Below are 21,591 nucleotides of genomic sequence, written 5' to 3'. Positions count from 1 at the left end.
GACCATCAACGAGAACCGGGAGAGTCAGCATGAAACGCCTTGTCGCCGCCGTCGGAGTCTGCCTGTTCGCATCGCTGCCGGCCCAGGCCGAGTCGTTCATCACCGTGCTGACCGGCGGGACGAGCGGCGTCTATTATCCGTTGGGCGTGGCGCTGTCGAACGTCTATGGCAAGGCGCTGCCCGGGGCCAAGGTGACGGCGCAGGCGACCAAGGCGTCGGTCGAAAACCTCAACCTGCTCCAGGCCGGGCGGGGCGAGATCGGTTTCACGCTGGGCGATTCGCTGGGCGACGCCTGGAAGGGCAACGAGGAGGCCGGGTTCAAGGCAAAGCTGGAAAAGCTGCGCACCATCGCGGCGATCTACCCCAACTACATCCAGGTCGTCGCCAGCAAGGACTCGGGCATCAAGACGCTGGCCGATCTGAAGGGCAAGCGCGTGTCGGTCGGCGCGCCGAAATCCGGCACGGAACTGAACGCGCGCGCCATCTTCGGCGCGGCGGGGCTGGCCTACAAGGATTTCGCCCGCACCGAGTATCTGCCCTTTGGCGAGTCGGTGGACCTCATCAAGAACCGCCAATTGGACGCGACGCTGATCTCCGCCGGTCTGGGCGTGGCCGCGATCAAGGATCTGTCCTCTTCGCAGGAGATCACCATCGTCAGCATCCCGGCGGACGTGGTGGCCAAGGTCGGCGATCCGGCCTTCATCCCGGAAACCGTGCCCGCCAACACCTATCCGGGCCAGACCGAGGCCATCGCCACCGCCGCCGTCCGCAATTTGCTGGTTACGCATTCCGGCGTGTCGGACGACGCGGCCTATGCCATGACCAAGACCCTGTTCGACAATTTGGACGCGCTGGCCGCCGCCCACGTTGCCGCCAAACAGATCAAGCTGGATTCCGGGGCCACCCAGTCGCCGGTTCCGCTGCACCCCGGTGCGATCAAGTTTTTCAAGGAAAAGGGCCTGATGTGAGCGCGGTCCAGGGGGAGCGCGCGGCATGAGCGCCAAGACCAGCGACGCGGACGCGCAAATCCGTCAGGCTATCGACCGGGAAAACCCATCCACCGTCGTCGCGTTCGAGGGGTTCGACGGCAAGGCGGTGTTTCTCATCGCTGTGGCCTTTTCCGCCTTCCAGCTTTGGACCGCCGCCTTCAACCCGCTGTCCAGCATGGTGGTTCGGTCGGTCCATGTCGGCTTTCTGCTGCTGATGACCTTCGCCCTGTTCGGTTTCCGGCAGGAGACCGAGCGCAAGAGCGTGCCGTGGTATGATTGGCTGTTGGGTCTGACCGCCTTTGCCATCGGCCTCTACCATTATGTGTTCGAGGTCGATCTGATCCAGCGGTCGGGCGACCCCAGCACCACCGATCTGGTGGTGGGCGTCGTCGCCATCGCCCTGGTGTTTGAGGGCGCGCGGCGGATCATGGGGATGGCGTTGCCGATCATGTGCGGCGTCTTCATTCCCTACGCTCTGTTCGGGCGCTATCTGCCCTTTGGTCTGGGGCATCGCGGCTACGACGTCGATCAGGTGATCGACAACCTGTTCCTGTCGACCGAGGGGATTTACGGGACGCCGACCTTTGTGTCGGCCAGCTACATCTTTCTGTTCATCCTGTTCGGGGCGTTTCTGGAGCGCGCCGGGATGATCAAGCTGTTCAACGACGTCTCGCTGGGGCTGGTCGGCCACGCCAAGGGCGGACCGGCCAAGGTGGCGGTGATTTCCTCCGGCCTGATGGGGACCATCAACGGGTCGGGCGTGGCCAATGTGCTGACCACCGGGCAATTCACCATCCCGCTGATGATGCGCTTCGGCTACCGCCCGGCCTTCGCCGGGGCGGTGGAGGCCACGGCCAGCATGGGCGGGCAGTTGATGCCGCCGGTGATGGGGGCCGCCGCCTTCATCATGGCGGAAACCATCGGCGTGCCCTACAGCGAGGTGGCGATCGCCGCCGCCATTCCGGCCATCCTTTATTTCGGCAGCGCCTTTTGGATGGTCCATCTGGAAGCGGGGATGCGCAACCTCGTCGGTCTGCCGCGCGAGCAGTGCCCCAGCGCGCTGAAGGCGGTGATCGAGGGCTGGTATCTGATTTTGCCGTTGGCCGCGCTGGTCTATCTGCTGTTTTCCGGCTTCACCCCGCTGTTCGCCGGGGTGATGGGGATCGCGGCGACGGCGGCCCTGATCCTGGGGATGCGCATCGTCACAACCATCGGGCCGACGGCGCTGCGCGTCGCCTTCTGGGTCGTGGTCGGCCTGGTTGCCGCCGGGTTGTGGCGGCTGGGGCTGCGCACCGAGCATCTGGCCTTCACCATCGTCGTGCTGCTCATCATCCCCTGCCTGCTGTTCCGGGGCGGGCGGGAAACCCTGGCGCTGGTGGTGCACAGCGTCGCCGACGGGGCGAAGAACGCCATCGGCGTCGGCGTGGCCTGCGCGCTGGTCGGCGTGCTGATCGGCATGATGACGCTGACCGGTCTGGCGTCGAGCTTCGCCACCACCATCGTCGATTGGTCGGGCGGCAATCTGCTGGCCGCGCTGGTGCTGACGATGATCGCCTGCATCGTGCTGGGGACCGGCCTGCCGACCACGGCCAACTACATCATCACCGCGTCCATCGCCGCCCCGGCGCTGCTGACCATGGGCGTGCCGCTGATCGTCAGCCACATGTTCGTGTTCTATTTCGGCATCATGGCGGACCTGACGCCGCCGGTGGCGCTGGCCGCGCTGGCGGCCTCCTCCATCTGCAAGGCCGATCACATGGAGATCGGCTGGATCGCCACCCGCGTCGCCATGGCGGGCTATGTCGTGCCCTTCATGGCCGTCTATGACCCGGCGTTGGTGCTGCAATCGGGCGATTGGCTGGCGATTGGCTATGTCTTCGTCAAGGCCTGCGTCGCCATCGCCCTGTGGGGGGCGGCGACCATCGGCTTTTTCTGGACGCCGCTGTCCTGGCCCGCCCGCCTATACGCCGCCGCCGCGTCCTTCCTGTTCGTGGTGGCGCTGCCCCTGACCGACGAGGCCGCCTTCGTCATGACCGGGCTGTTCCTGCTCTGGCAGCATCGCCAGCGCCGGGCGTTGACGGCGGTGCCGGTGTAGCCGGTGGGCGGCCTGTGCGTGGTTGCAGCGCTGGGCGGGGCGCTGTTGGCCACGCTGCCGGGATCCGTCTTCTCCCTGTCCTGGACCCACTCGGTCGAACGCACCGAGTGGCGGGAGGAATGGCGGATCACCGACGCCGGTCTGACCCTGACCGAGGCCCGCGTGCGCGGGACCGGGGCAGGGATGGAGCCGGGGGCCGACGCCCGTCTGATCGATGGCTGGTGGGTGTGGGTTCCGTCCCTGCCGCCGCAAGAGAGCGTGCCCCTGGCCGCCTCCGGCTTCACCGCCGAGCATCGGCTGTGCGCCGGATCCGACTGCCGGGTTTTGAGCGGCTGGATGTCACCAAACGCAACCGGGCGGGTGGGGGAGGCGGTGACGCTGCGCCCCTGCCAACCGGGCTACGAAAGTTCATCCCCATCCGCGCCATAGCGTCTTGGCTTGGCCGTGTTCCCGCCCCATACTCCGCCACCCCCATAATCCGGTGTTCTGGACCGATGATCACGCAGATTGCTTCCCGCCGCGCCGCCCCGACGTCGCTGTTCCTGATCGGCCTGTTGGCCGGAGCGGTCGGTCTGCCCGATCTTGCCCTGGCGGCGGAGGCCGGTGCCCCGCATCTGGACGGGCGGGCGATGGGGGCGTTGTGGGTGGTTCCCTTCGTCGGAATCCTGATGTCCATCGCGCTGTTCCCGCTGTTGGCTCCGATGGTCTGGCACCATCATTTCGGCAAGATTTCCGCCGCCTGGGCCGCCGCCTTCCTGCTGCCCTTCGCCGCCGTTTTCGGGGTGGAGCTGGCGACGTTTGAGCTGCTGCACACGCTGCTGTTGGAATACATCCCCTTCATCATCCTGCTGACCGCCCTGTTCACGGTGGCGGGAGGGGTGCGGTTGGTGGGATCGCTGGTCGGCACGCCGCTGGCCAACACGGTTGGGCTGGCGCTGGGGACCGCGCTGGCCAGCCTGATGGGGACAACCGGCGCGTCGATGCTGTTGATCCGCCCGTTGCTGCGCGCCAACGAGCATCGCCGCCACAAGGTCCACACCGTCGTTTTCTTCATTTTCCTGGTGTCGAACGTCGGCGGGTCCCTGACCCCGCTGGGCGATCCGCCGCTGTTCCTGGGCTTTCTGAAGGGCGTGTCCTTCTTCTGGCCAACGGTTCATCTGCTGGGGCCGATGCTGTTCCTGTCCGGCCTGCTGCTGGCGATCTATTTTGTGCTCGATCTGGTTCTGCACACCCGCGATCCCGGCAAACACCCGCTGATCGAGGGGGTGCACGAGCGTGAACCGGTGCGGATTGAGGGCGGGGTCAATCTGCTGCTGCTGGTCGCCATCATCGGGGCGGTGCTGTTGAGCGGCGTGTGGCATCCCGGCGTTGGCGTGACCCTGTATCAAGTCACCGTGCCGCTGGAGACCATCGTGTCGAACCTGCTGCTGATCGGCATCACGGTGCTGTCGCTGAAACTGACCAGCGAGAAGAGCCGCCGCCTGAACGGCTTCAGTTGGGGGCCGATTGTGGAGGTGGCCAAGCTGTTCGCCGCCATCTTCCTGACCATCATCCCCGCCATCGCCATCCTGAAGGCGGGGACCGACGGCGCGCTGGGGGCGATCATCGCGGCGGTGAACGAGGGTGGGAAGCCGAACCCGGCGGCCTATTTCTGGGCGGCGGGCATCCTGTCCAGCTTCCTGGACAACGCCCCGACCTATCTCATCTTCTTCAACACGGCGGGCGGCGACGCCAACCTGTTGATGGGCGATCTGGCCCTGACCCTGACGGCGATTTCCGCCGGGGCGGTGTTCATGGGGGCCAACAGCTACATCGGCAACGCCCCCAACTTCATGGTCAAGGCGATTGCCGAAGAGCGCGGCGTGGCGATGCCGAGCTTCTTCGGCTACATGGCCTGGTCCTGCGGCATCCTGGTCCCGTTGTTCGGCCTGATGACGCTGGTGTTTTTTGTTTGAGCGATGAACAGGGGCGAGCGGGGCAGGGGCTGGTCAGGCTTCGCCGCGCTCCTCCCGCTTGGCCTGTTGCCACAGGGCTTCCATCTCGTCCAGCGTGGCGTCGTCCGGTTTGCGGCCCTGGTCGGCCAGCAGGGCTTCGATGCGGTGGAAGCGGCGTTCGAATTTGGCGTTGGTCCCGCGCAGCGCCGCTTCCGGCTCCACCTTCACCCGGCGGGCGAGGTTGACGACGGCGAACAGCAGATCGCCCATCTCGTCGGCCACCCGTTCCGGCGGCGACCCGGCGTCCATCTCCGCCCGCAACTCGCCGATCTCCTCTTCGATCTTGTCGAGGATGTCGCGCGGGTTGGTCCAGTCGAAGCCGACGCGGGCGGCGCGGTTTTGCAGCTTCAGCGCGCGGGTCAGGGCGGGCAGGGCAGGGATGACGCCTTCCAACGCCGACGGCGCGCGCCCTTCGGCGGCGGCCTTGGCGGCGCGCTCGGCCGCCTTGTGTTCCTCCCAACGCGAGGTCTGCTGATCGGCGCTGTTGATCTCCTCCGGGCCGAAGACGTGGGGATGGCGGCGGATCATCTTGTCGGTGATGACCCCGGCGACCTCATCGAAATCGAACAGACCGTCTTCGCGGGCCATCTGGGTGTAATAGACGACCTGAAACAGCAGATCGCCCAGCTCTTCCCGCAGCGAGGCCATGTCGTTCTTTTCGATGGCGTCGGCGACCTCATACGCCTCTTCGATAGTGTGCGGCGCGATGGTTTTGTAGGTTTGTTCCAGATCCCACGGGCATCCGCCATTGGGATCGCGCAGCCGCGCCATGACGTCGATGAGCCGGTCGATGTTGCGGGCCATGGTCCAGAAATCTCCAAAGCGGGAAAAGCCGATGCGACGGCCGGAACCATAGCCCAAGCCACCGGCCCATTTCCACGCCCCCGCAAGAGGGTAAAGAAAACTCATAATTATGATTATGGAAAATAAAGGTTGGTCAAAGCAGAGCAGGGCGGCGATGTCGGCGCGCGGCCATAACAGACGGCGGCCTGTTACAGATCGTGACTGTGGGCAATCTTCCGCCGCGACTGGCAATCGTCTATCGTGGCTGTGGTTTCAGGAGAAACCGGATTTCCACATAGGATTGCAAGCGAATGCGTTCGGCGGTGCGGGGTTTGACCGGGGCCGTGGTGGCGGCTGGCGTGATGGCGGCGACGGCCTCGATGGGGTTGGCCCAGACTGGTGGCGGTTCGGCGGCAATCGTCAGCCCGCCGCCGCTCAATTGCGCCAAGCCGACGACGCCGGTGGACAAAACCCTGTGCGGCAGCGCCGACCTGAAGGTCGCGGCGGAGGATGTCGCGGCGGGGCTGCGCGAAACGCTGGCCAACACACCCGTCGGGGAACGCGACGCGGTGACGCGCGGGCAACAGGCGTTCCTGAGCGAGCGGGATCGAACCTGCGCCGACCGAGCGGCGACCGAGGCTTGTTTGCGCCTGTATCAGAAGCGCATTGGCGATCTTCAGACCGTGAGCAGCGCCGGGCAGAAGAAGCTTGCCGCCATCGCCGCCACAATCCCAAAGGACCCGAAGGCCGCCGCCGCCGCGCTGCAACGGTACGACGGCCCGGCGGCCAAGGCGTGGCTGGTCTATCTGCTGCAAGCCGGTCTGGTCACGCCGTCGGACAAGGAGGGCAAGCGGGAGACGCTCGTCGCCGGGCTGGTCGCGGCCATCCGCCGCGATCTGGTGGCCGACCCCGACCTGAAGGAGGAGATCGACAAGCTGGGCGATCTGTCAACGGCACCACTGGCCAACAGCCTGATGCTGCTGCGTCATGTCCTGTCCACCACCGAACTGGACGCGCCGTGCTTCCTGTTCACCAAGCACGGAGTCTTAGCGTTCGAGGCGTTCGGCCCCTTCTGGAACAGCAGCCGCGACGCCTCCCCTGCCCTGTGCGAACCGCCGCTGTCGGTGTTCGATCTGCCGGAATGGAAAAAGATCGAGGCGCGCATGTCCACCACCGCAGCGCCTGGGCAGGAGTTCATCGGCGGGTTGGTGCGGCAAAACGGCGGGCGGCAATCGGAAATCGACGCGCTGCAAGGATCGCTGTTGCCCGCCAGCCTGTTGGAGGCCCCGCAATCGGACGACGCCAAACAGGCGGTCGAACAGCGCAAATCGGCGGTGGCGGCCTTCCGCGCGTGGCGTGACTTTGATCTGTGGCCGGAGGCCGATCACAAGGCGACCGTCGCCGCGCTGCCCGCCGCCATCGCCGCCACCGCCAAGCTCTACCGGGAGACATTCAAACTGACCCCGGCGGTGGCCGACCAGGCCGCCCACGCGCTGGCCGACCGCTTCATCGCGTCCCACATCTCCGCACTGATGCCGGAGTGAACCCACCACCCTGCCCCGCCCGCGCGTTCTGCGTTGCGGGGCAAGGGGTGCATCATCGGGTCAGTATCAAGCCGCCTGCGCGCGGGTGAGTTGGACATCGCCCTTGCGGGACAACGCCTTGGCCAGCGCATCGACGCGGCGTTGCACCGCCTCGCCCGACGGAACGCTGCCATCCTCCGGCAGGGTTAGGACCAGACGTTCACCGTTGATTTTCAGCGATGTCCGTTTCAGCAAGCCGGTGGCCCCGCCGGACAGGGTGTGGGCCAGCCGCAACGCCAGGCCGAGAACCAGGGCGCGTTGGCCCTGCCCGTCCGTCACCAGCGACCGCGCGCCCAGCGTCACCGGGGCGTCGATGGTTCCAGCGTAGCGGGCGTAGGCCGACAGGGCCAGAAAGGCCCGCTCGTCATGGTCCAGCGCCGGGAACGGGAAGCGCAGGATGCGCAGAAAGGCGTGTTCGGCCCGGTAATCCGGGTGTTCGGCCCATCCGATGTCGCTCAACAGACAGGCGGCGTGGCGCAGGCGGATGGCGTTGTCGTCCTCACCGGCGAACAGACCGGCGGTCCAATCGGTCAACAGCGCCGAATCGCCCATGCGGGTGAAGCGGTGCGCCCAATCGGCGGCCGACGCCAACAGCGGATCCTCGCGTTGCCCCTCCGGCGTCAGCAGCGAGAAGAGATGACCTTCGCGCAGGCCATAGGCGGAAAACACCACCTTGGACGGCTGGGCCACCTTCAGCAACCGCTCGAACACCAGGGCCGCAAAGGGCAGCGTGTCGAGACGGCGGCGCGAGCCGGACATTTTTTCCAGCGACGACCGCCCCTGCCGGGCGACCAGCCCGGTGAACTCCCGCGCTTCGGCGGCGGGCAAGGTGTAGTGGTGGATGATGTGCAGCGGCGCGTTGGTCTGCTCCATGTGCAGCTTGGCAATCGCGCGCCAGCTTCCGCCCACCGGATAGAAGGGCCGTCCCTTGGCCTTCGGCAGCCAGGGCAAGGATTCCAGATGCTGGTCGATCAGGCGGATCAGGCCGGTCTGACGGGTCACGCCGGTTTCCATCAGGCGCAGCGGACCCAGCGGCAGCGTCACCTGCTCCCCGATCACGCCGCGATCCAGCCCGACCAACTCCAGGCTGCCGCCGCCGAGATCGCCGACCAGCCCATCGGCCTCCGGCGTGCCGGACAGAACGCCCATGGCGGACAGGCGGGCTTCCTCCTCCCCGCTGATGACGCGGACCTGCAGGCCGGTGCGCTGCTCGATCGCCGCGACGAAGGCCGCACCGTCCTGCGCGTCGCGCACCGCCGCCGTGGCGATCACGTCCAGCCGCTTGATCTCCATGCCGGCCGTCAGGCTGGCGAAGCGGGCCAGCGCCTCCAACGCCTGGGCGACGCCGTCGGGATTCAGCAGCCCCGATTTCTCGACGCCACGGCCCAGACCGCAGAGCACCTTCTCGTTGAACAGGGCCATCGGCGAGCGCGTCAGCCCATCATAGACCACCAAGCGGATCGAGTTCGATCCGATGTCGATCACCGCGATCCGTTCGGATCCATGGCCCGGCCCATGACCGGACGCGGGGGAAAATGCGATCGCGCCCATCATGGGGGTTTGGTCCGTCACCATTGTCAACTCCGTCACCCTGGCGTCACGACACCGTGCGGAGCATCAAGCGCGGCGGCGTGCGTTTGCTGCTCAAGGCGCTGCCCCGGCCCGACAGGCTGGGGTTGGTCATGAAATAATTGTGGGCGCTGAACGCGTCCTGGCCTGCCTTCAGGCGATGATACACGCCATCGGTGGCCAATTTCCAGGTGCTGGCCTCGTCCTTCAGGTTGGCGACCATGATCTGGTCGAGAACCTGTTCGTGCACGGTCGGGTTTTCGATGGGAACCAGGGTTTCGATGCGGCGATCCAGATTGCGGGTCATCCAGTCGGCGGAGGAGATGAACAGCTTGGCCTGCGCGCTGGGCAGACCATGGCCGTTGCCAAAGGCGATGACGCGGCCATGCTCCAGGAAGCGGCCGACGACGCTGCGCACGCGGATGTTGTCCGACAGACCCTTCACCCCCGGACGCAGACAGCAGATGCCGCGGATGACCATGTCGATCTGCACACCGGCCTGCGACGCCTTGTAAAGCTGGTCGATGATGGTCGGATCGACCAGCGAGTTCAGCTTTACCCAGATCGCCGCCGGACGTCCGGCGTTGGCGTGGGCGATTTCCGCCTCGATCAGGTCGGTCAGGCGTTGGCGCAGCGTGATCGGGGCGATGGCGATCTTTTCCAGCACCTTCGGTGTGGCGTAGCCGGTCATGAAATTGAACATCACCGCCGCGTCGTGGCAGAGCGCCGGGTCGCAGGTGAAAAAGGACAGATCGGTGTAAATCTTGGCGGTGATCGGGTGATAGTTGCCGGTCCCGAAATGGACGTAGCTGCGCAGCGCCTTGTTTTCGCGCCGGACCACCATCGACACCTTGGCGTGCGTCTTCAGATCGACGAAGCCATAGACGACCTGCGCGCCCGCGCGTTCCAGATCGCGCGCCCAGCGGATGTTGGCCTCTTCATCAAAGCGGGCCTTCAACTCGACCAGCGCCGTCACCGACTTGCCCGCCTCCGCCGCCTCGATCAGCGCGGCGACGATGGGGCTGTCCTTGCTGGTGCGGTAGAGCGTCTGCTTGATGGCGACGACCTGCGGGTCGCGCGCCGCCTGCCGGATGAACTGCACCACCACATCGAAGCTCTCATAGGGGTGGTGGACGACGATGTCCTTGTGCCGGATCGCGGCGAAGCAATCCCCGCCAAAATCGCGGATCCGTTCCGGGAAGCGGGCGTTGAAGGGGCGGAAGACCAGATCCGGGCGCTCGTCAACGATCAGTTGCTTGGTGTCGACCAGACCGATCAAGCCATCAAGCTCGAACATATCATCGGGATGCACATTCAGTTCGCTGCGCAGAAAATCGCGCAGATCAACAGCCATGTGGTTGTCGGTCGCCAGACGGATGACGCTGCCCCGGCGGCGGCGTTTCAACGCCGATTCGAAGGTGCTGACCAGATCCTCAGCCTCTTCCTCGATTTCGATTTCGCTGTCGCGCAGCACCCGGAACACACCGTGCGCCTTGACCTGGAACGGCGGGAACAGGCGGTCGATGAACAGCAGCACCGTCTTTTCCAGTTGGATGAACCGGATCTCCGATCCGGGCAGCCGGATGAAGCGATCCAATTGGGACGGCAGCGGAACCAGCGCGTCGATGTGGCGCAGCTTGACCGGATCGTGCAGTTGCAGCGCGATGGAAAAGCCCAGATTGGGCAGGAAGGGGAAGGGGTGGGCCGGGTCGACGGCGATCGGCGTCAGGATCGGGAAGATGTCGTCGAGGAACTTGGCCTCCAGCCAATCCTTTTCGGAGTCGGTCAACTCCTCCGGATCGACGACGGAGATTCCGGCCTCGCGCAATTCGCCCTTCAGCGTGCGCCACATTGCCTGTTGGCTGGCCATCAACTCGACGATGCGGGCCTTGACGGCGGCCAATTGCTGGGCGGGAGAGAGATTTTCCGGGCTGGGGGTCTTCACCCCGGCGGCCACCTGCCCTTTCAGGCCGGCGACGCGCACCATGTAAAACTCATCCAGGTTGCTGGCCGAAATCGAGAGGAAGCGCAGCCGCTCCAGAAGCGGATGGCTGGGGTTTTCCGCCTCGTCCAGGACGCGCTGGTTGAACGCCAGCCACGACAGCTCACGGTTGATGAAGCGGTCGGGAGACGTCGCTTCAATGCACACCGCATCGAGATCCTGGAGATTGGTCACGGCAGCCTCTGATGTTCGTTCGGGTGCGCCCCCTTCGGGCGCGGGCAAAGCTCAGGGGGACAACTCTACCCGATTTGCGTTACGATTTCAGGACTCCCGTTGCTTTCCCTCTTCCCTCCCCGCGCCTTTTCCTGGAATCGCCCGGTCATGAAGACATTGTTCCTGCTGCGACATGCCAAATCCTCCTGGGATGCCCCCGCCACCGGCGACCATGACCGCCCGCTTGCCCCGCGTGGGGAAAAGGCGGCGACTCTGGTTGGCGGCTATCTGCGGCAGCATCACGCGCGGGTCGATCTGGTGCTGTGCTCCACAGCGCTGCGGGCGGTGGAAACACGCAAGCGCGTGATGGCGGCGATGGGGTCGCCCTTTCCCCCGGTGGAGCATGAACGCGGCCTGTATCTCTGCGGCGCGCGGACTCTGCTGGAACGGCTGCGCGACGCGCCCGAGTCCGCCACCGGCCTGATGCTGATCGCCCACAACCCCGACCTGCACGAGTTGGCGCAGGAGTTGACCGGGTCGGGCGACCAGGATCATTGCCGCGATCTGGCCGAAAAATACCCCACCGGGGCCTGCGCGGTGCTGGTGTTCGAAACGCTGCGGTGGCGGGACCTGGATTTGGGAGCCGGGCGGCTGGCTGATTTTGTGCAGCCGCGCAAACTCTCTTAACGCGGCGCGGCATCTTGGGGTATCCACGACACCGGATGCCGACCGGAAGGAACCGCCCGTTTGCCCCAGCCCAACGCCGCCAAACCGATCAGCCAGTCCTCCACCCCGGCCCCGGTCTCCAAGGCGACCGCCGCGCGCGAGGTGGAGTTGAAGCTTCACGTCGCCCCGGCGGATCTGGCGCGGATCGTGGCGTTGCCCGTCGTGACCGGGTTGGCGGATGGCGCGGCCAGGGTGCGACGCCTGCGCACCGTCTATTACGACACGCCGGATCTGTGGTTGTACGCCCATGGCGTCGCGCTGCGGGTGCGGCGGGAAGCCGGACCGGAGGGCGACCGGTTCATCCAAACCCTGAAGACGGTCAACAGCGCCACCGCCAGCGATTCGGCGGGGGTGGCGGTGCGGCGGGAATGGGATTGGCCGGTGGCGGGCGAGGTGCTGGAACTGTCCATCCTGTCGTCCGAGGCCATCGCCGGGCTGGTGCCGAGCGACATTCGCGGCGCGCTGGTCCCGCTGTTCGTCACCGACATGCGCCGCACCACCCTGATCTTGCGCCCCGATCCGCTGACCGCCATCGAACTGGCGGCGGATGACGGGGTGGTCGAGGCGGCAGGCCGCACCCAACCGATCAGCGAGATCGAGTTGGAGCTGAAGGCGGGCCGGGTGGCGCGCCTGTTCGATGTGGGGATGCTCCTGCAACAGGCGGTACCGATGCGGATCGGCACCGAAAGCAAGGCGGAGATCGGCTTGCGCATGGTCACGGGACGCCCGCCCGCACCGGCGGATTCACCACCGCTGTCCCTGTCGCCCCTGACCACGGTGGCCGAAGCCTACCGCCACATCCAGCGCCACGCGCTGCGCCAGTTCCTGGCCAACGAAGCCTGCGCGCTGGCCGGCGGCGATGTCGAGGGGTTGCACCGGATGCGGGTGGCGCTGCGCCGTCTGCGCACGGCCCACCGTCTGTTCACCCCGCTCATCGCGTCCGCCCAGGCTGACCGGCTGGTGGCGGACAGCCGGGCTTTGGCCAAGCGGCTGGGACCGGCGCGCGGCTGGGACGTGACGTTGACCGATGTGATCGCGCCACTGTCGGCCAGCGCCAAGGCCCCGCCGGGCCTGCCCGCCCTGGCCGCCGCCGCCCGCAGCGCCGGGTCCGGCCCGGCCCGCGACGCGGTGGCCGCCATCCTGGCCCCCTCCTGCACCGCCATGGTTCTGGCCTTGGCCGCGTGGTTGGAGGATGGGGCGTGGCTGACCAACCCCGACGGCAGCCGCCGCGCCGCGCTCGACGCCCCGATCACCAGCGTGGCCGCCGGGTGGTTGACCGCCCGTCACGGCAAGATCGGCAAAGCGCCCAAGCTGCCGGAAGACGCGCCAGGGTGGGACAAGCTGCGGCGGCGGCTCCGCGCCCTGCGCTACACGGTGGAGTTTTTTCGCGGCCTCTACCCGGATGGGGCGACCCAGCCCTTTGTCCAGGCGCTGGAGGATCTGCTGCTGGCGTTCGACACCGACCACGACGCGGCGACCAGCCGGAAGATGCTGTCCGCCCTGCCCGGCGTGGACCGCAAGACCCTGGCGGCGACGGTGGCCTGGATCGACCGGCGCGCGGAGAAGCGACGCCGCGCCCTGCCCGATCTGTGGACGCGCTTTCTGGCAACGCCGCCCTTTTGGGGCTGACGGCGCTTTGCGGGTGCCGTCGACGAAACGACAAATGCGTACGGAACGCGGTGGCAATCGCCCGATACGCCCCTATATCGTCGCGTCGGCACCTTGATCGGCTCCGATGGCGCGGGCAGGTTGCCTCTTTGCAACCCAGCCGGTTTCAGGTAAGAACGCAGCATGAACAAATTCATCAGCGTCCGTGGTGCGCGCGAGCACAATCTGAAGAACGTCGATGTGGATCTGCCGCGCGACGAGTTGATTGTCATCACCGGCCTGTCGGGTTCCGGCAAATCGTCGTTGGCCTTCGACACGATCTACGCCGAGGGGCAGCGCCGCTACGTCGAAAGCCTGTCGGCCTACGCGCGCCAGTTCCTGGAGCTGATGCAAAAGCCGGACGTCGATTCGATTGAAGGGCTGTCGCCCGCCATCTCCATCGAACAGAAGACGACCTCGCGCAACCCCCGCTCCACCGTCGGCACGGTGACGGAGATCTACGATTACATGCGCCTGTTGTGGGCGCGGGTCGGCGTTCCCTATTCCCCCGCCACTGGCTTGCCGATTGAAAGCCAGACGGTCAGCCAGATGGTGGACCGGGTGATGGCGATGCCGGAGGGCACGCGCCTGCTGCTGCTCGCCCCCTTCGTCCGGGGCCGCAAGGGAGAGTACAAGAAGGAAATCCAGGACCTGCGCAAGCGCGGCTTCCAGCGCGTGCGCGTCGATGGAACCATGTACGAGATCGACGAGGTTCCCGCCCTCAACAAAAAGCTGAAGCACGACATCGAGGTCGTGGTGGACCGCATCGTGGTGCGCGACGGGCTGGGCAACCGGCTGGCCGATTCGCTGGAAACCGCGTTGGGGCTGGCCGAGGGGATCGTCTGGGTGGAAAACGCCGACAGCGGCGAACAGACGGTGTTCTCGCAGAAATTCGCCTGCCCGGTGTCCGGCTTCACCATCCCGGAAATCGAACCCCGGCTGTTCTCCTTCAACAACCCGTTCGGGGCCTGCCCGGCCTGCGACGGGTTGGGCAGCAAGATCTATTTCGACCCGATGCTGGTGGTCCCGGACGAGCGGTTGCCGCTGTCCAAGGGGGCCATCGCGCCCTGGGCCGGATCGACCTCCAAATATTACGACCAGACGCTGGAGAGCATCGCCCGTCACTTCGACGTGTCGATGACCACACCCTGGCAGGACCTGCCCGATCTGGTCCGCCACACCATCCTGTATGGCTCGGGTGGCGAGCCGATCACCATGACCTACGAAGACGGCCTGCGCAGCTACCAGACCGCCAAGCCCTTCGAAGGGATCATCAACAACATGGAACGCCGGTACCGCGAGACGGACAGCGCGTGGTCGCGCGACGAAATGGCGAAGTTCCAATCCTCCCAACCCTGCGAGGTCTGCAAGGGCGCGCGGTTGAAGCCGGAGGCGCTGGCGGTCAAGGTGCGCGGGCGGCACATCTCCGAAGCGACCGAGCTGTCGATCGCCGAAGCGGCGGCGTGGTTTGGCGAGTTGAACGCCCATCTGCGCCCCAAGGATCAGGAGATCGCGTACCGCATCCTGAAGGAGATCAACGAGCGGTTGGGCTTCCTCAACGCCGTGGGGCTGGAGTATCTGACCCTGGCGCGCGGCTCCGGAACCCTCTCGGGTGGGGAAAGCCAGCGCATCCGTTTGGCCTCGCAAATCGGGTCGGGGCTGACCGGCGTGCTCTATGTGCTGGACGAACCGTCCATCGGCCTGCACCAGCGCGACAACGACCGCCTGCTCGAAACCCTGAAGCGGTTGCGTGACATCGGCAACACGGTGATCGTCGTCGAGCATGACGAGGACGCGATCCGCAGCGCCGATTATCTGGTCGATATGGGGCCGGGGGCCGGGCAGCATGGCGGGACCGTCATCGCCCAGGGCCGACCGGAGGAGGTTTGTCGGCATCCGGACAGCGTCACCGCGCAATTCCTCAACGGAACCCGCTTCGTTCCGGTTCCCGAATCGCGCCGCCCCGGCCATCCCGGCCAGTTTCTGGAGGTGACGGGCGCGCGGGCCAACAATCTGAAAAACGTCTCGGCCAAGATCCCGCTGGGAACCTTCACCTGCGTCACCGGCGTGTCGGGTGGGGGCAAATCCACCCTCATCATCGAAACGCTCTACAAGGCGGTGGCGCGCAAGCTGATGGGTGCCCGCGAGCATCCGGCGGAGCATGACTCGGTTCTGGGGCTGGAGCATCTCGACAAGGTCATCGACATCGACCAGTCGCCCATCGGGCGCACCCCGCGTTCCAACCCGGCGACCTACACCGGGGCCTTCACGCCGATCCGCGACTGGTTCGCCGGTTTGCCGGAGGCCAAGGCGCGCGGCTATGGCCCCGGCCGCTTCTCCTTCAACGTCAAGGGCGGGCGCTGCGAAGCCTGCCAGGGCGACGGCGTCATCAAGATCGAGATGCATTTCCTGCCCGACGTCTACGTGACCTGCGACGTCTGCCACGGCAAACGCTACAACCGCGAGACGCTCGACGTCACCTACCGCGACAAGACCATCGCCGACGTGCTCGACATGACGGTCGAGGAGGGCAAGGAGTTCTTCAAAGCGGTGCCGGGCATCCGCGACAAGCTGGAAACGCTGGAGCGGGTGGGCCTCGGCTACATCCACATCGGGCAGGCGGCCACCACCCTGTCCGGCGGCGAGGCGCAGCGGGTCAAGCTGTCGAAGGAGTTGAGCCGCCGCGCCACCGGGCGCACCCTCTACATCCTCGACGAACCGACCACCGGCCTGCATTTCGCCGATGTGGAAAAGCTGATGGAGGTGCTGCACGCGCTGGTCGATCAGGGGAACACGGTTCTGGTGATCGAACACAATCTGGAGGTCATCAAGACCGCCGACTGGATCATCGACCTTGGTCCCGAAGGCGGAACCGGCGGCGGGGAGGTCGTGGCGCAGGGCACGCCGGAACAGGTGGCCAAGGTCGCCCGCAGCTACACCGGCCGTTACCTGGCCCCCTATCTGGCCAAGGCGAAGACTAGGGCGAAATCGGTGGCAAAAGGCAAGGCGCGGGAAACCGCGTGATGCTACGCTGACCCTATGATGAACGAGGTTCGGCTGCGCGCGCTCGACACCGTCCGGCGGATCGTGATGGACCGGCTGGCGGGGCGCGAGGCGCGCGTGTTTCTCTTCGGCTCCTGCGCGCGCGGCACCCCCCGGCATTGGAGCGACATCGACGTCGCCATCGACCCGGCGGAACCGATCCCCGCCGGGGTGATGGCTGACATCGTCGAGGATCTGGACGAAAGCACCGTCCCGTACTTCGTCGACGTCGTCGATCTGACTCAGGCCCGCTCCGAGTTTCGCGAGGCCGTGATGCGCGAGGGCGTCGAATGGACCCGGTAGAACGCAAGCTGGACAACGCCGGGCAGGCGCTGCTGCGGCTCCAGGAGGTTCTCGACCGTCCCAAAGACGATGTGATCCGGGATTCGGCCATCCTGCGCTTCACCTTGGCGGTTGAAACCGCGTGGAAGGCGGCGCGTGCGGTGATCGCCGATCAAGCCGGCCCCGAACGTTTGACGTCCGCCAGCCCAAAGGCGGTGGCGCGCGAGTGCCAGATCGCGGGTGTGTTGGATGAAACCCAGGCGGAAGCGGTCATCGCCATGATGAACGACCGCAATCTGACCGTTCACACCTATGACGCGGATCGGGCCGATGCGCTGTTCGAACGGCTGCCGGGACACGCGCGTCTCATCGAACACTGGCTTCTGGCGCTCCGCGCGGCTATGACGCGGCGGTGAGCGTGAAACATCCGTATTGTTGGAACCATCCATGACCGACACCCTTCGCCCCGTCCATGTCATCGGCGGCGGTCTCGCCGGGTCCGAGGCCGCGTGGCAGATCGCCGAACGCGGCGTGCCCGTTGTGCTGCACGAAATGCGGCCCGTCCGCAAAACCGACGCGCACGACACCGACAAGCTGGCGGAGCTGGTCTGTTCCAACTCCTTCCGCTCCGACGACGCCGAATACAACGCCGTCGGTCTGCTGCACGAGGAGATGCGGCGTTGCGGCTCGCTGATCCTGCGCTGCGCCGATGCGCACAAGGTTCCGGCGGGCGGCGCGCTGGCCATGGACCGTGACCATTTCGCCGACGCGGTGACGGCGGCCATCACCGGCCATCCGCTCATCACGCTGGAGCGCGGCGAGATCGCCGGTCTGCCGCCGGAGGAGTGGGACAGCGTGGTGATCGCCACCGGCCCCCTCACCTCCCCGGCGCTGGCCGAGGCCATCCGCGCCTTCACCGGCGAAGAGTCGCTGGCCTTCTTCGACGCCATCGCCCCGATCGTCTATCTGGAGAGCGTCGATCTGTCCAAGGCGTGGTTCCAGTCGCGCTACGACAAGCCCGGCCCCGGCGGGACCGGCAAGGATTACATCAACTGCGCCTTTGAAAAGGACGAATACCGCGCCTTCATCGCCGCCCTGATCGAAGGTGAGAAGGTCGATTTCAAGGAGTGGGAAAAGAACACCCCCTATTTCGAAGGCTGCCTGCCCATCGAGGTGATGGCCGAACGCGGTGTGGACACCCTGCGCTATGGCCCGATGAAGCCGGTCGGCCTGACCAACCCGCACAAGCCGGAGCGTCGCCCCTACGCCGTGGTGCAGTTGCGCCAGGACAACGCGCTGGGGACCCTCTACAACCTCGTCGGCTTCCAAACCAAGCTGCGCCACGCCGAACAAATCCGCATCTTCCGCATGATTCCCGGCCTGGAAAAGGCCGAGTTCGCGCGGCTGGGCGGGCTGCACCGCAACACCTTCCTGAACAGCCCGCGTTTGCTCGACGGCGCTTTGCGGCTGAAGGCGCAACCGCGCCTGCGCTTTGCCGGGCAGGTCACGGGCTGTGAGGGCTATGTGGAAAGCGCGGCGGTCGGCCTGCTGGCCGGGCGCTTCGCCGCCGCCGACCGGCTGGGCGGGGATTGCGTCGCCCCGCCGCCGACCACGGCCCTGGGCGCCATCCTCAGCCACATCACCGGCGGGGCGGAGGCGGAGACCTTCCAGCCGATGAACGTCAATTTCGGCCTGTTCCCGCCGGTGGATGAGAAAATCCGGGGACGCGACCGCAAGCTGGCCTACACACGCCGCGCGCTCGCCGATCTGGCGGCCTGGATCTGATCGGTCAGTCGAACAGCACCATGCCCGGCGGCGGGTTGGTCCGGTAGGCCGCCAAACGGCTTTCCAACCCGCCGACGTGCAGATTGGTTCGGTTTGAGGACGCTTTTTCCTCAATAGCGTCCGCGCAGCGCCGCCCATCCCAAACGAAGCTGGCGGAACGGGTGCGGCAGCAACACGCGCGGGCTGAACACGTCGTGGTCGGCCCGGGCGATGACGCCGAGGTGCAGATCGGCCAGCGTGGCGGGCAGCAGAGCCGGAAACGCCGCCTTGGGAAGCGAACGCCGCAGCGCGCGCGCCTGCTCCAAATGCTCCAGCGCCACGCGGGCGATATCGGCGATCACCGGGCGCAACTCGCTCTTGGACCGTCCGGCAAACAGATCCTCCGACCGCGCGCCGTGGGCGTCCATGCGGTCGGCGGGCAGCAATTGGCGGTGCTGGCGGGCCAGAAACGGGACCGCGCGCAGTATCCCTGCGAGCGCAAAGGCGATGCCGACATGCCGCCCGGCGGTCATCGCCGCCTCGTCGCGCACCCCGACACTCTCCAACGCCAACTGCACCAGCGGCGCGCCGGTGACGTCGGCGTAATTGACCAGACAGGTGAGATCGGCGGGCGGGGTGTCGTCCAGATCGGCTTCGCGCGCGTCGATCAGCCGGTCGAACAGCGCGCGGCTCAAGCCCAGCGATCGGATGGCGTCGGCCAACGGGTCCATCACGGCGTGGCGCGGTACGGGTCCGTCCTCATAGACAGCCTCGACACCGTCGCGCCAGAATTGGAGCCGCATTTGACCAAGGATCGGTTCGCTGACAACTTCACGGGTCTTGGCAATCTCCAAGTTGAACGCGTGCAGCGCAAACAGCGCCTCGCGTTTTTCCGGTGGAGCGAACAGCGCCGTCAAGAAATGATCGTTGTCGTGTTTACGGACCTCCCGCCCGCAATAGGACAGATCGGTCGTGGGCGTCGCCATGGGAATCCTGGGTGAAAAAGAAAGGTGGTGCGGTTTGGAACGTAAGACAAAGCCCCAACCGAAGCCCATAGTAAACAGCGATGGCCACACCGCCAGCCCTGTGATGCCTTCGGCACGGATATCCATGAGCGATCTGATCAAACTGGCCCCGGACCGCCCGCGCAAGCCCAACCCGGAGGCGCGCAAGGACGAAAGCGGCGAGAATTTTCCCGTCGCCTCCCGCCTGCTGCCCAAGCATCTCCGCCCGCACGTCATCGCCTTTTACCGGTTTGTCCGCCTGGCCGACGACATCGCCGACGATCCCGATCTGGAACCGGAAACCAAGCTGTCCTATCTGGAGGCGCTGGAACGCACGCTGACGTCGGGTGAGGCCAAACACGCCTATCTGAAACCGGCGCTGGAGTTGCGCGACAGCCTGAAGGCCACCGGAGTGAGCGACCGTCACGCCCGGCAAATCCTCCGCGCCTTCCGCCGCGACGCCGTCGGCACCCGCTGCCACAGTTGGAGCGACCTGCTGGATTATTGCCGGTACTCGGCCAACCCGGTTGGCCGTTTCCTGCTGGAACTGCATGGCGAGGGGGTGGCCGCCGGTTTGGCCTCCGATTCGCTGTGTGCGGCCTTGCAGGTGCTGAACCATCTTCAGGACGCGCGCGAGGATTGGACCCTGCTCGGCCGCTGCTACATCCCGCTGGATTGGATCAAGGAGGCGGGGATCAGCGTGGAAAAGCTGGTGGAGCCGGAAAGCGATCCCAGATTGCGGGCGATCTTCCTCCAAATTCTCGACCGGACCGATGATTTGCTGGCCGACGCCTCGGCCCTGCCCGGATTGATCCAGAATCGTGGCCTGCGGCTGGAGGCGTCCGTCATCATCAGCTTGGCCGAATCCCTGTCGCAGCGGCTGCGCAGCCATGATCCGCTGAAAGCGCGGGTGGCGCTCGGCCCCCATCACAAGCTGTTTGCGGTGGTGCGGGGGCTGGCGCGAAGCATCACCGCCGCCTAAACTCCTGGGCCGCGTTCGCCCGAACGTTCGGCTTTGCCCGTCGGCCCAGGATTTTGCGCATGTCCCTTCCCCTGTCTCATGCGACGGAGGCGTCGACCGCCGACAGCCCGTCGGCGGTGGCCAAGCGGTCGGGCAGCAGTTTCTATTGGCCGATGCGGTTGTTGCCGAAGCCCAGGCGCAACGCGATGTTTGCCATTTACGCCTTTTGCCGCTGCATCGACGACATCGCCGACGAACCGGGCGCTGTGGCGGACAAGCGGGCGGCCCTGGCCGCGTGGCGACGCGACATCAAGGACTTGTACAGCGGCGGGATCGCCACCAGCCCGATCACCCGCGCCTTGCAGGAGGCCATCGAGCGCTACGGCCTGCCGCGCGCCGAGCTGGACGCGCTGATCGACGGCATGGCGATGGATGTTGGCACCGGCCTGCGCGGGCCGGATCTGGACACCCTGCGCCGCTATTGCCGCCGGGTGGCGGGGGCGGTGGGCCTGCTGGCGATCCGGGTGTTCGACCGCGCCGATCCCGACACGGAGGCGTTCGCCGTCGCCTTGGGCGAAGCGCTGCAACTGACCAACATCCTGCGCGACCTGACGGAGGACGCAGCACTCGGTCGGCTCTATCTGCCGCGTGAGGCGCTGGAGTTGGCGGGCATCGACAGCCAAGACCCCGACACGGTGCTGGCCCATCCCAACCTGGCCCGCGCCTGCGAGGCGGTGGCGGATCTGGCCGAGGCCGATTTCGCCGACGCCCGAGACGCCATCGCGGGCAAAATGGGCGGATCGCTGTGGGCGGCGGTGGCGATGATGGTGCTGTACCACCGGGTGCTGCGGCGGCTGCGCGCGCGCGGTTGGCGCGACGTGGCCCAGCGTGTGCGCGTCGGTCGGCGGGAAAGCGCCTGGGTGGCGCTGCGCTGCCTGCTCGGCGCGCCACCCGCGACCTGAGCGGGTCCGCGCGCGTGGGGGTGTGTCACGTTATT

General features: G+C 66.4%; 17 protein-coding genes. 13 read left to right on the top strand and 4 right to left on the bottom strand.

Annotation, left to right across the window (positions count from 1 at the left end):
• The first annotated feature begins 29 nt into the window (after window positions 1-29).
• From EJ903_RS09245 to EJ903_RS09230, 4 genes are all read left to right on the top strand, one after another.
• Window positions 30-968, top strand: coding sequence for a TAXI family TRAP transporter solute-binding subunit (locus EJ903_RS09245; RefSeq protein ID WP_126614370.1), 939 nt, complete (start codon window positions 30-32; stop codon window positions 966-968).
• Between the two features lie 25 nt (window positions 969-993).
• On the top strand, window positions 994-3,084 hold the full coding sequence (locus EJ903_RS09240) for a TRAP transporter permease (RefSeq protein ID WP_126614368.1): 2,091 nt from the start codon (window positions 994-996) through the stop codon (window positions 3,082-3,084).
• Between the two features lie 3 nt (window positions 3,085-3,087).
• Window positions 3,088-3,513: a DUF1850 domain-containing protein gene (locus EJ903_RS09235; RefSeq protein WP_126614366.1), complete on the top strand. Its 426-nt coding sequence runs from the start codon at window positions 3,088-3,090 to the stop codon at window positions 3,511-3,513.
• Between the two features lie 65 nt (window positions 3,514-3,578).
• Entirely contained in the window at window positions 3,579-5,039 is a 1,461-nt protein-coding gene (locus tag EJ903_RS09230) for a sodium:proton antiporter (RefSeq protein WP_126614364.1), read from the top strand.
• A gap of 33 nt (window positions 5,040-5,072) precedes the next feature.
• Here EJ903_RS09230 and mazG read toward each other — a convergent pair whose 3' ends face one another.
• Window positions 5,073-5,882, bottom strand: coding sequence for a nucleoside triphosphate pyrophosphohydrolase (gene mazG, locus EJ903_RS09225; protein ID WP_126614439.1), 810 nt, complete (start codon window positions 5,880-5,882; stop codon window positions 5,073-5,075).
• Between the two features lie 290 nt (window positions 5,883-6,172).
• On the opposite strand from mazG, the gene EJ903_RS26955 reads away from it, so the two are divergent.
• The gene (locus tag EJ903_RS26955; protein ID WP_158627908.1) at window positions 6,173-7,405 is read left to right on the top strand and encodes a lysozyme inhibitor LprI family protein; all 1,233 of its coding nucleotides are present in this window, start codon (window positions 6,173-6,175) and stop codon (window positions 7,403-7,405) included.
• Window positions 7,406-7,471: 66 nt separating this feature from the next.
• On the opposite strand, the gene EJ903_RS09215 is transcribed toward EJ903_RS26955, so the two are convergent.
• On the bottom strand, window positions 7,472-8,998 hold the full coding sequence (locus tag EJ903_RS09215) for a Ppx/GppA family phosphatase (protein ID WP_126614362.1): 1,527 nt from the start codon (window positions 8,996-8,998) through the stop codon (window positions 7,472-7,474).
• 43 nt (window positions 8,999-9,041) lie between these two features.
• Complete coding sequence (locus EJ903_RS09210; protein ID WP_126614360.1) at window positions 9,042-11,189, bottom strand: RNA degradosome polyphosphate kinase; 2,148 nt, start codon at window positions 11,187-11,189, stop codon at window positions 9,042-9,044.
• Window positions 11,190-11,336: 147 nt separating this feature from the next.
• Between EJ903_RS09210 and EJ903_RS09205 the strand changes: the two genes are divergently transcribed.
• The 6 genes from EJ903_RS09205 to trmFO all read left to right on the top strand — a co-directional run bounded on the left by EJ903_RS09205 (window position 11,337) and on the right by trmFO (window position 18,650).
• Window positions 11,337-11,855: a SixA phosphatase family protein gene (locus EJ903_RS09205; protein WP_126614358.1), complete on the top strand. Its 519-nt coding sequence runs from the start codon at window positions 11,337-11,339 to the stop codon at window positions 11,853-11,855.
• Window positions 11,856-11,915: 60 nt separating this feature from the next.
• Entirely contained in the window at window positions 11,916-13,523 is a 1,608-nt protein-coding gene (locus tag EJ903_RS09200; RefSeq protein WP_246015379.1) for a CYTH and CHAD domain-containing protein, read from the top strand.
• Window positions 13,524-13,685: 162 nt separating this feature from the next.
• Window positions 13,686-16,565 carry an excinuclease ABC subunit UvrA gene (gene uvrA, locus EJ903_RS09195; RefSeq protein ID WP_126614356.1) on the top strand — a complete coding sequence of 960 codons (2,880 nt, stop codon included), beginning with the start codon at window positions 13,686-13,688 and terminating at the stop codon, window positions 16,563-16,565.
• Between the two features lie 15 nt (window positions 16,566-16,580).
• Window positions 16,581-16,886: a nucleotidyltransferase family protein gene (locus tag EJ903_RS09190; RefSeq protein WP_126614354.1), complete on the top strand. Its 306-nt coding sequence runs from the start codon at window positions 16,581-16,583 to the stop codon at window positions 16,884-16,886.
• Window positions 16,874-17,281, top strand: a complete 408-nt coding sequence (locus EJ903_RS09185) for a nucleotidyltransferase substrate binding protein (protein ID WP_126614352.1) — start codon at window positions 16,874-16,876, stop codon at window positions 17,279-17,281. The genes EJ903_RS09190 and EJ903_RS09185 overlap by 13 nt, the downstream gene beginning before the upstream one ends.
• Window positions 17,282-17,312: 31 nt before the next feature.
• Window positions 17,313-18,650, top strand: coding sequence for a methylenetetrahydrofolate--tRNA-(uracil(54)-C(5))-methyltransferase (FADH(2)-oxidizing) TrmFO (gene trmFO, locus EJ903_RS09180; protein ID WP_126614350.1), 1,338 nt, complete (start codon window positions 17,313-17,315; stop codon window positions 18,648-18,650).
• 110 nt (window positions 18,651-18,760) lie between these two features.
• Here trmFO and EJ903_RS09175 read toward each other — a convergent pair whose 3' ends face one another.
• Window positions 18,761-19,615, bottom strand: coding sequence for a phytoene/squalene synthase family protein (locus EJ903_RS09175; protein WP_126614348.1), 855 nt, complete (start codon window positions 19,613-19,615; stop codon window positions 18,761-18,763).
• A 124-nt stretch (window positions 19,616-19,739) separates the two neighbouring features.
• Here EJ903_RS09175 and hpnC point away from each other — a divergent pair, with 124 nt between their 5' ends.
• Complete coding sequence (gene hpnC / locus EJ903_RS09170) at window positions 19,740-20,615, top strand: squalene synthase HpnC (protein ID WP_126614346.1); 876 nt, start codon at window positions 19,740-19,742, stop codon at window positions 20,613-20,615.
• Between the two features lie 59 nt (window positions 20,616-20,674).
• Window positions 20,675-21,556 carry a presqualene diphosphate synthase HpnD gene (hpnD, locus tag EJ903_RS09165; protein ID WP_126614344.1) on the top strand — a complete coding sequence of 294 codons (882 nt, stop codon included), beginning with the start codon at window positions 20,675-20,677 and terminating at the stop codon, window positions 21,554-21,556.
• Window positions 21,557-21,591 lie beyond the last annotated feature (35 nt).

The sequence above is a fragment of the Azospirillum griseum genome (genome assembly GCF_003966125.1).
In the GTDB taxonomy this organism is placed as follows: domain Bacteria; phylum Pseudomonadota; class Alphaproteobacteria; order Azospirillales; family Azospirillaceae; genus Azospirillum; species Azospirillum griseum.
The sequence above is the reverse complement of the archived record's forward strand: the minus strand, read 5'-3'. Positions and strand labels throughout refer to the sequence as shown.

Coding starts and splice junctions, on each gene's coding strand:
- EJ903_RS09245 (WP_126614370.1), top strand. CDS start 30: ATGAAACGCCTTGTCGCCGCCGTCGGAGTCTGCCTGTTCGCATCGCTG.
- EJ903_RS09240 (WP_126614368.1), top strand. CDS start 994: ATGAGCGCCAAGACCAGCGACGCGGACGCGCAAATCCGTCAGGCTATC.
- EJ903_RS09230 (WP_126614364.1), top strand. CDS start 3,579: ATGATCACGCAGATTGCTTCCCGCCGCGCCGCCCCGACGTCGCTGTTC.
- mazG (WP_126614439.1), bottom strand. CDS start 5,882: ATGGCCCGCAACATCGACCGGCTCATCGACGTCATGGCGCGGCTGCGC.
- EJ903_RS26955 (WP_158627908.1), top strand. CDS start 6,173: ATGCGTTCGGCGGTGCGGGGTTTGACCGGGGCCGTGGTGGCGGCTGGC.
- EJ903_RS09215 (WP_126614362.1), bottom strand. CDS start 8,998: ATGATGGGCGCGATCGCATTTTCCCCCGCGTCCGGTCATGGGCCGGGC.
- EJ903_RS09205 (WP_126614358.1), top strand. CDS start 11,337: ATGAAGACATTGTTCCTGCTGCGACATGCCAAATCCTCCTGGGATGCC.
- uvrA (WP_126614356.1), top strand. CDS start 13,686: ATGAACAAATTCATCAGCGTCCGTGGTGCGCGCGAGCACAATCTGAAG.
- EJ903_RS09190 (WP_126614354.1), top strand. CDS start 16,581: ATGATGAACGAGGTTCGGCTGCGCGCGCTCGACACCGTCCGGCGGATC.
- EJ903_RS09185 (WP_126614352.1), top strand. CDS start 16,874: ATGGACCCGGTAGAACGCAAGCTGGACAACGCCGGGCAGGCGCTGCTG.
- trmFO (WP_126614350.1), top strand. CDS start 17,313: ATGACCGACACCCTTCGCCCCGTCCATGTCATCGGCGGCGGTCTCGCC.
- EJ903_RS09175 (WP_126614348.1), bottom strand. CDS start 19,615: ATGGCGACGCCCACGACCGATCTGTCCTATTGCGGGCGGGAGGTCCGT.
- hpnC (WP_126614346.1), top strand. CDS start 19,740: ATGAGCGATCTGATCAAACTGGCCCCGGACCGCCCGCGCAAGCCCAAC.
- hpnD (WP_126614344.1), top strand. CDS start 20,675: ATGTCCCTTCCCCTGTCTCATGCGACGGAGGCGTCGACCGCCGACAGC.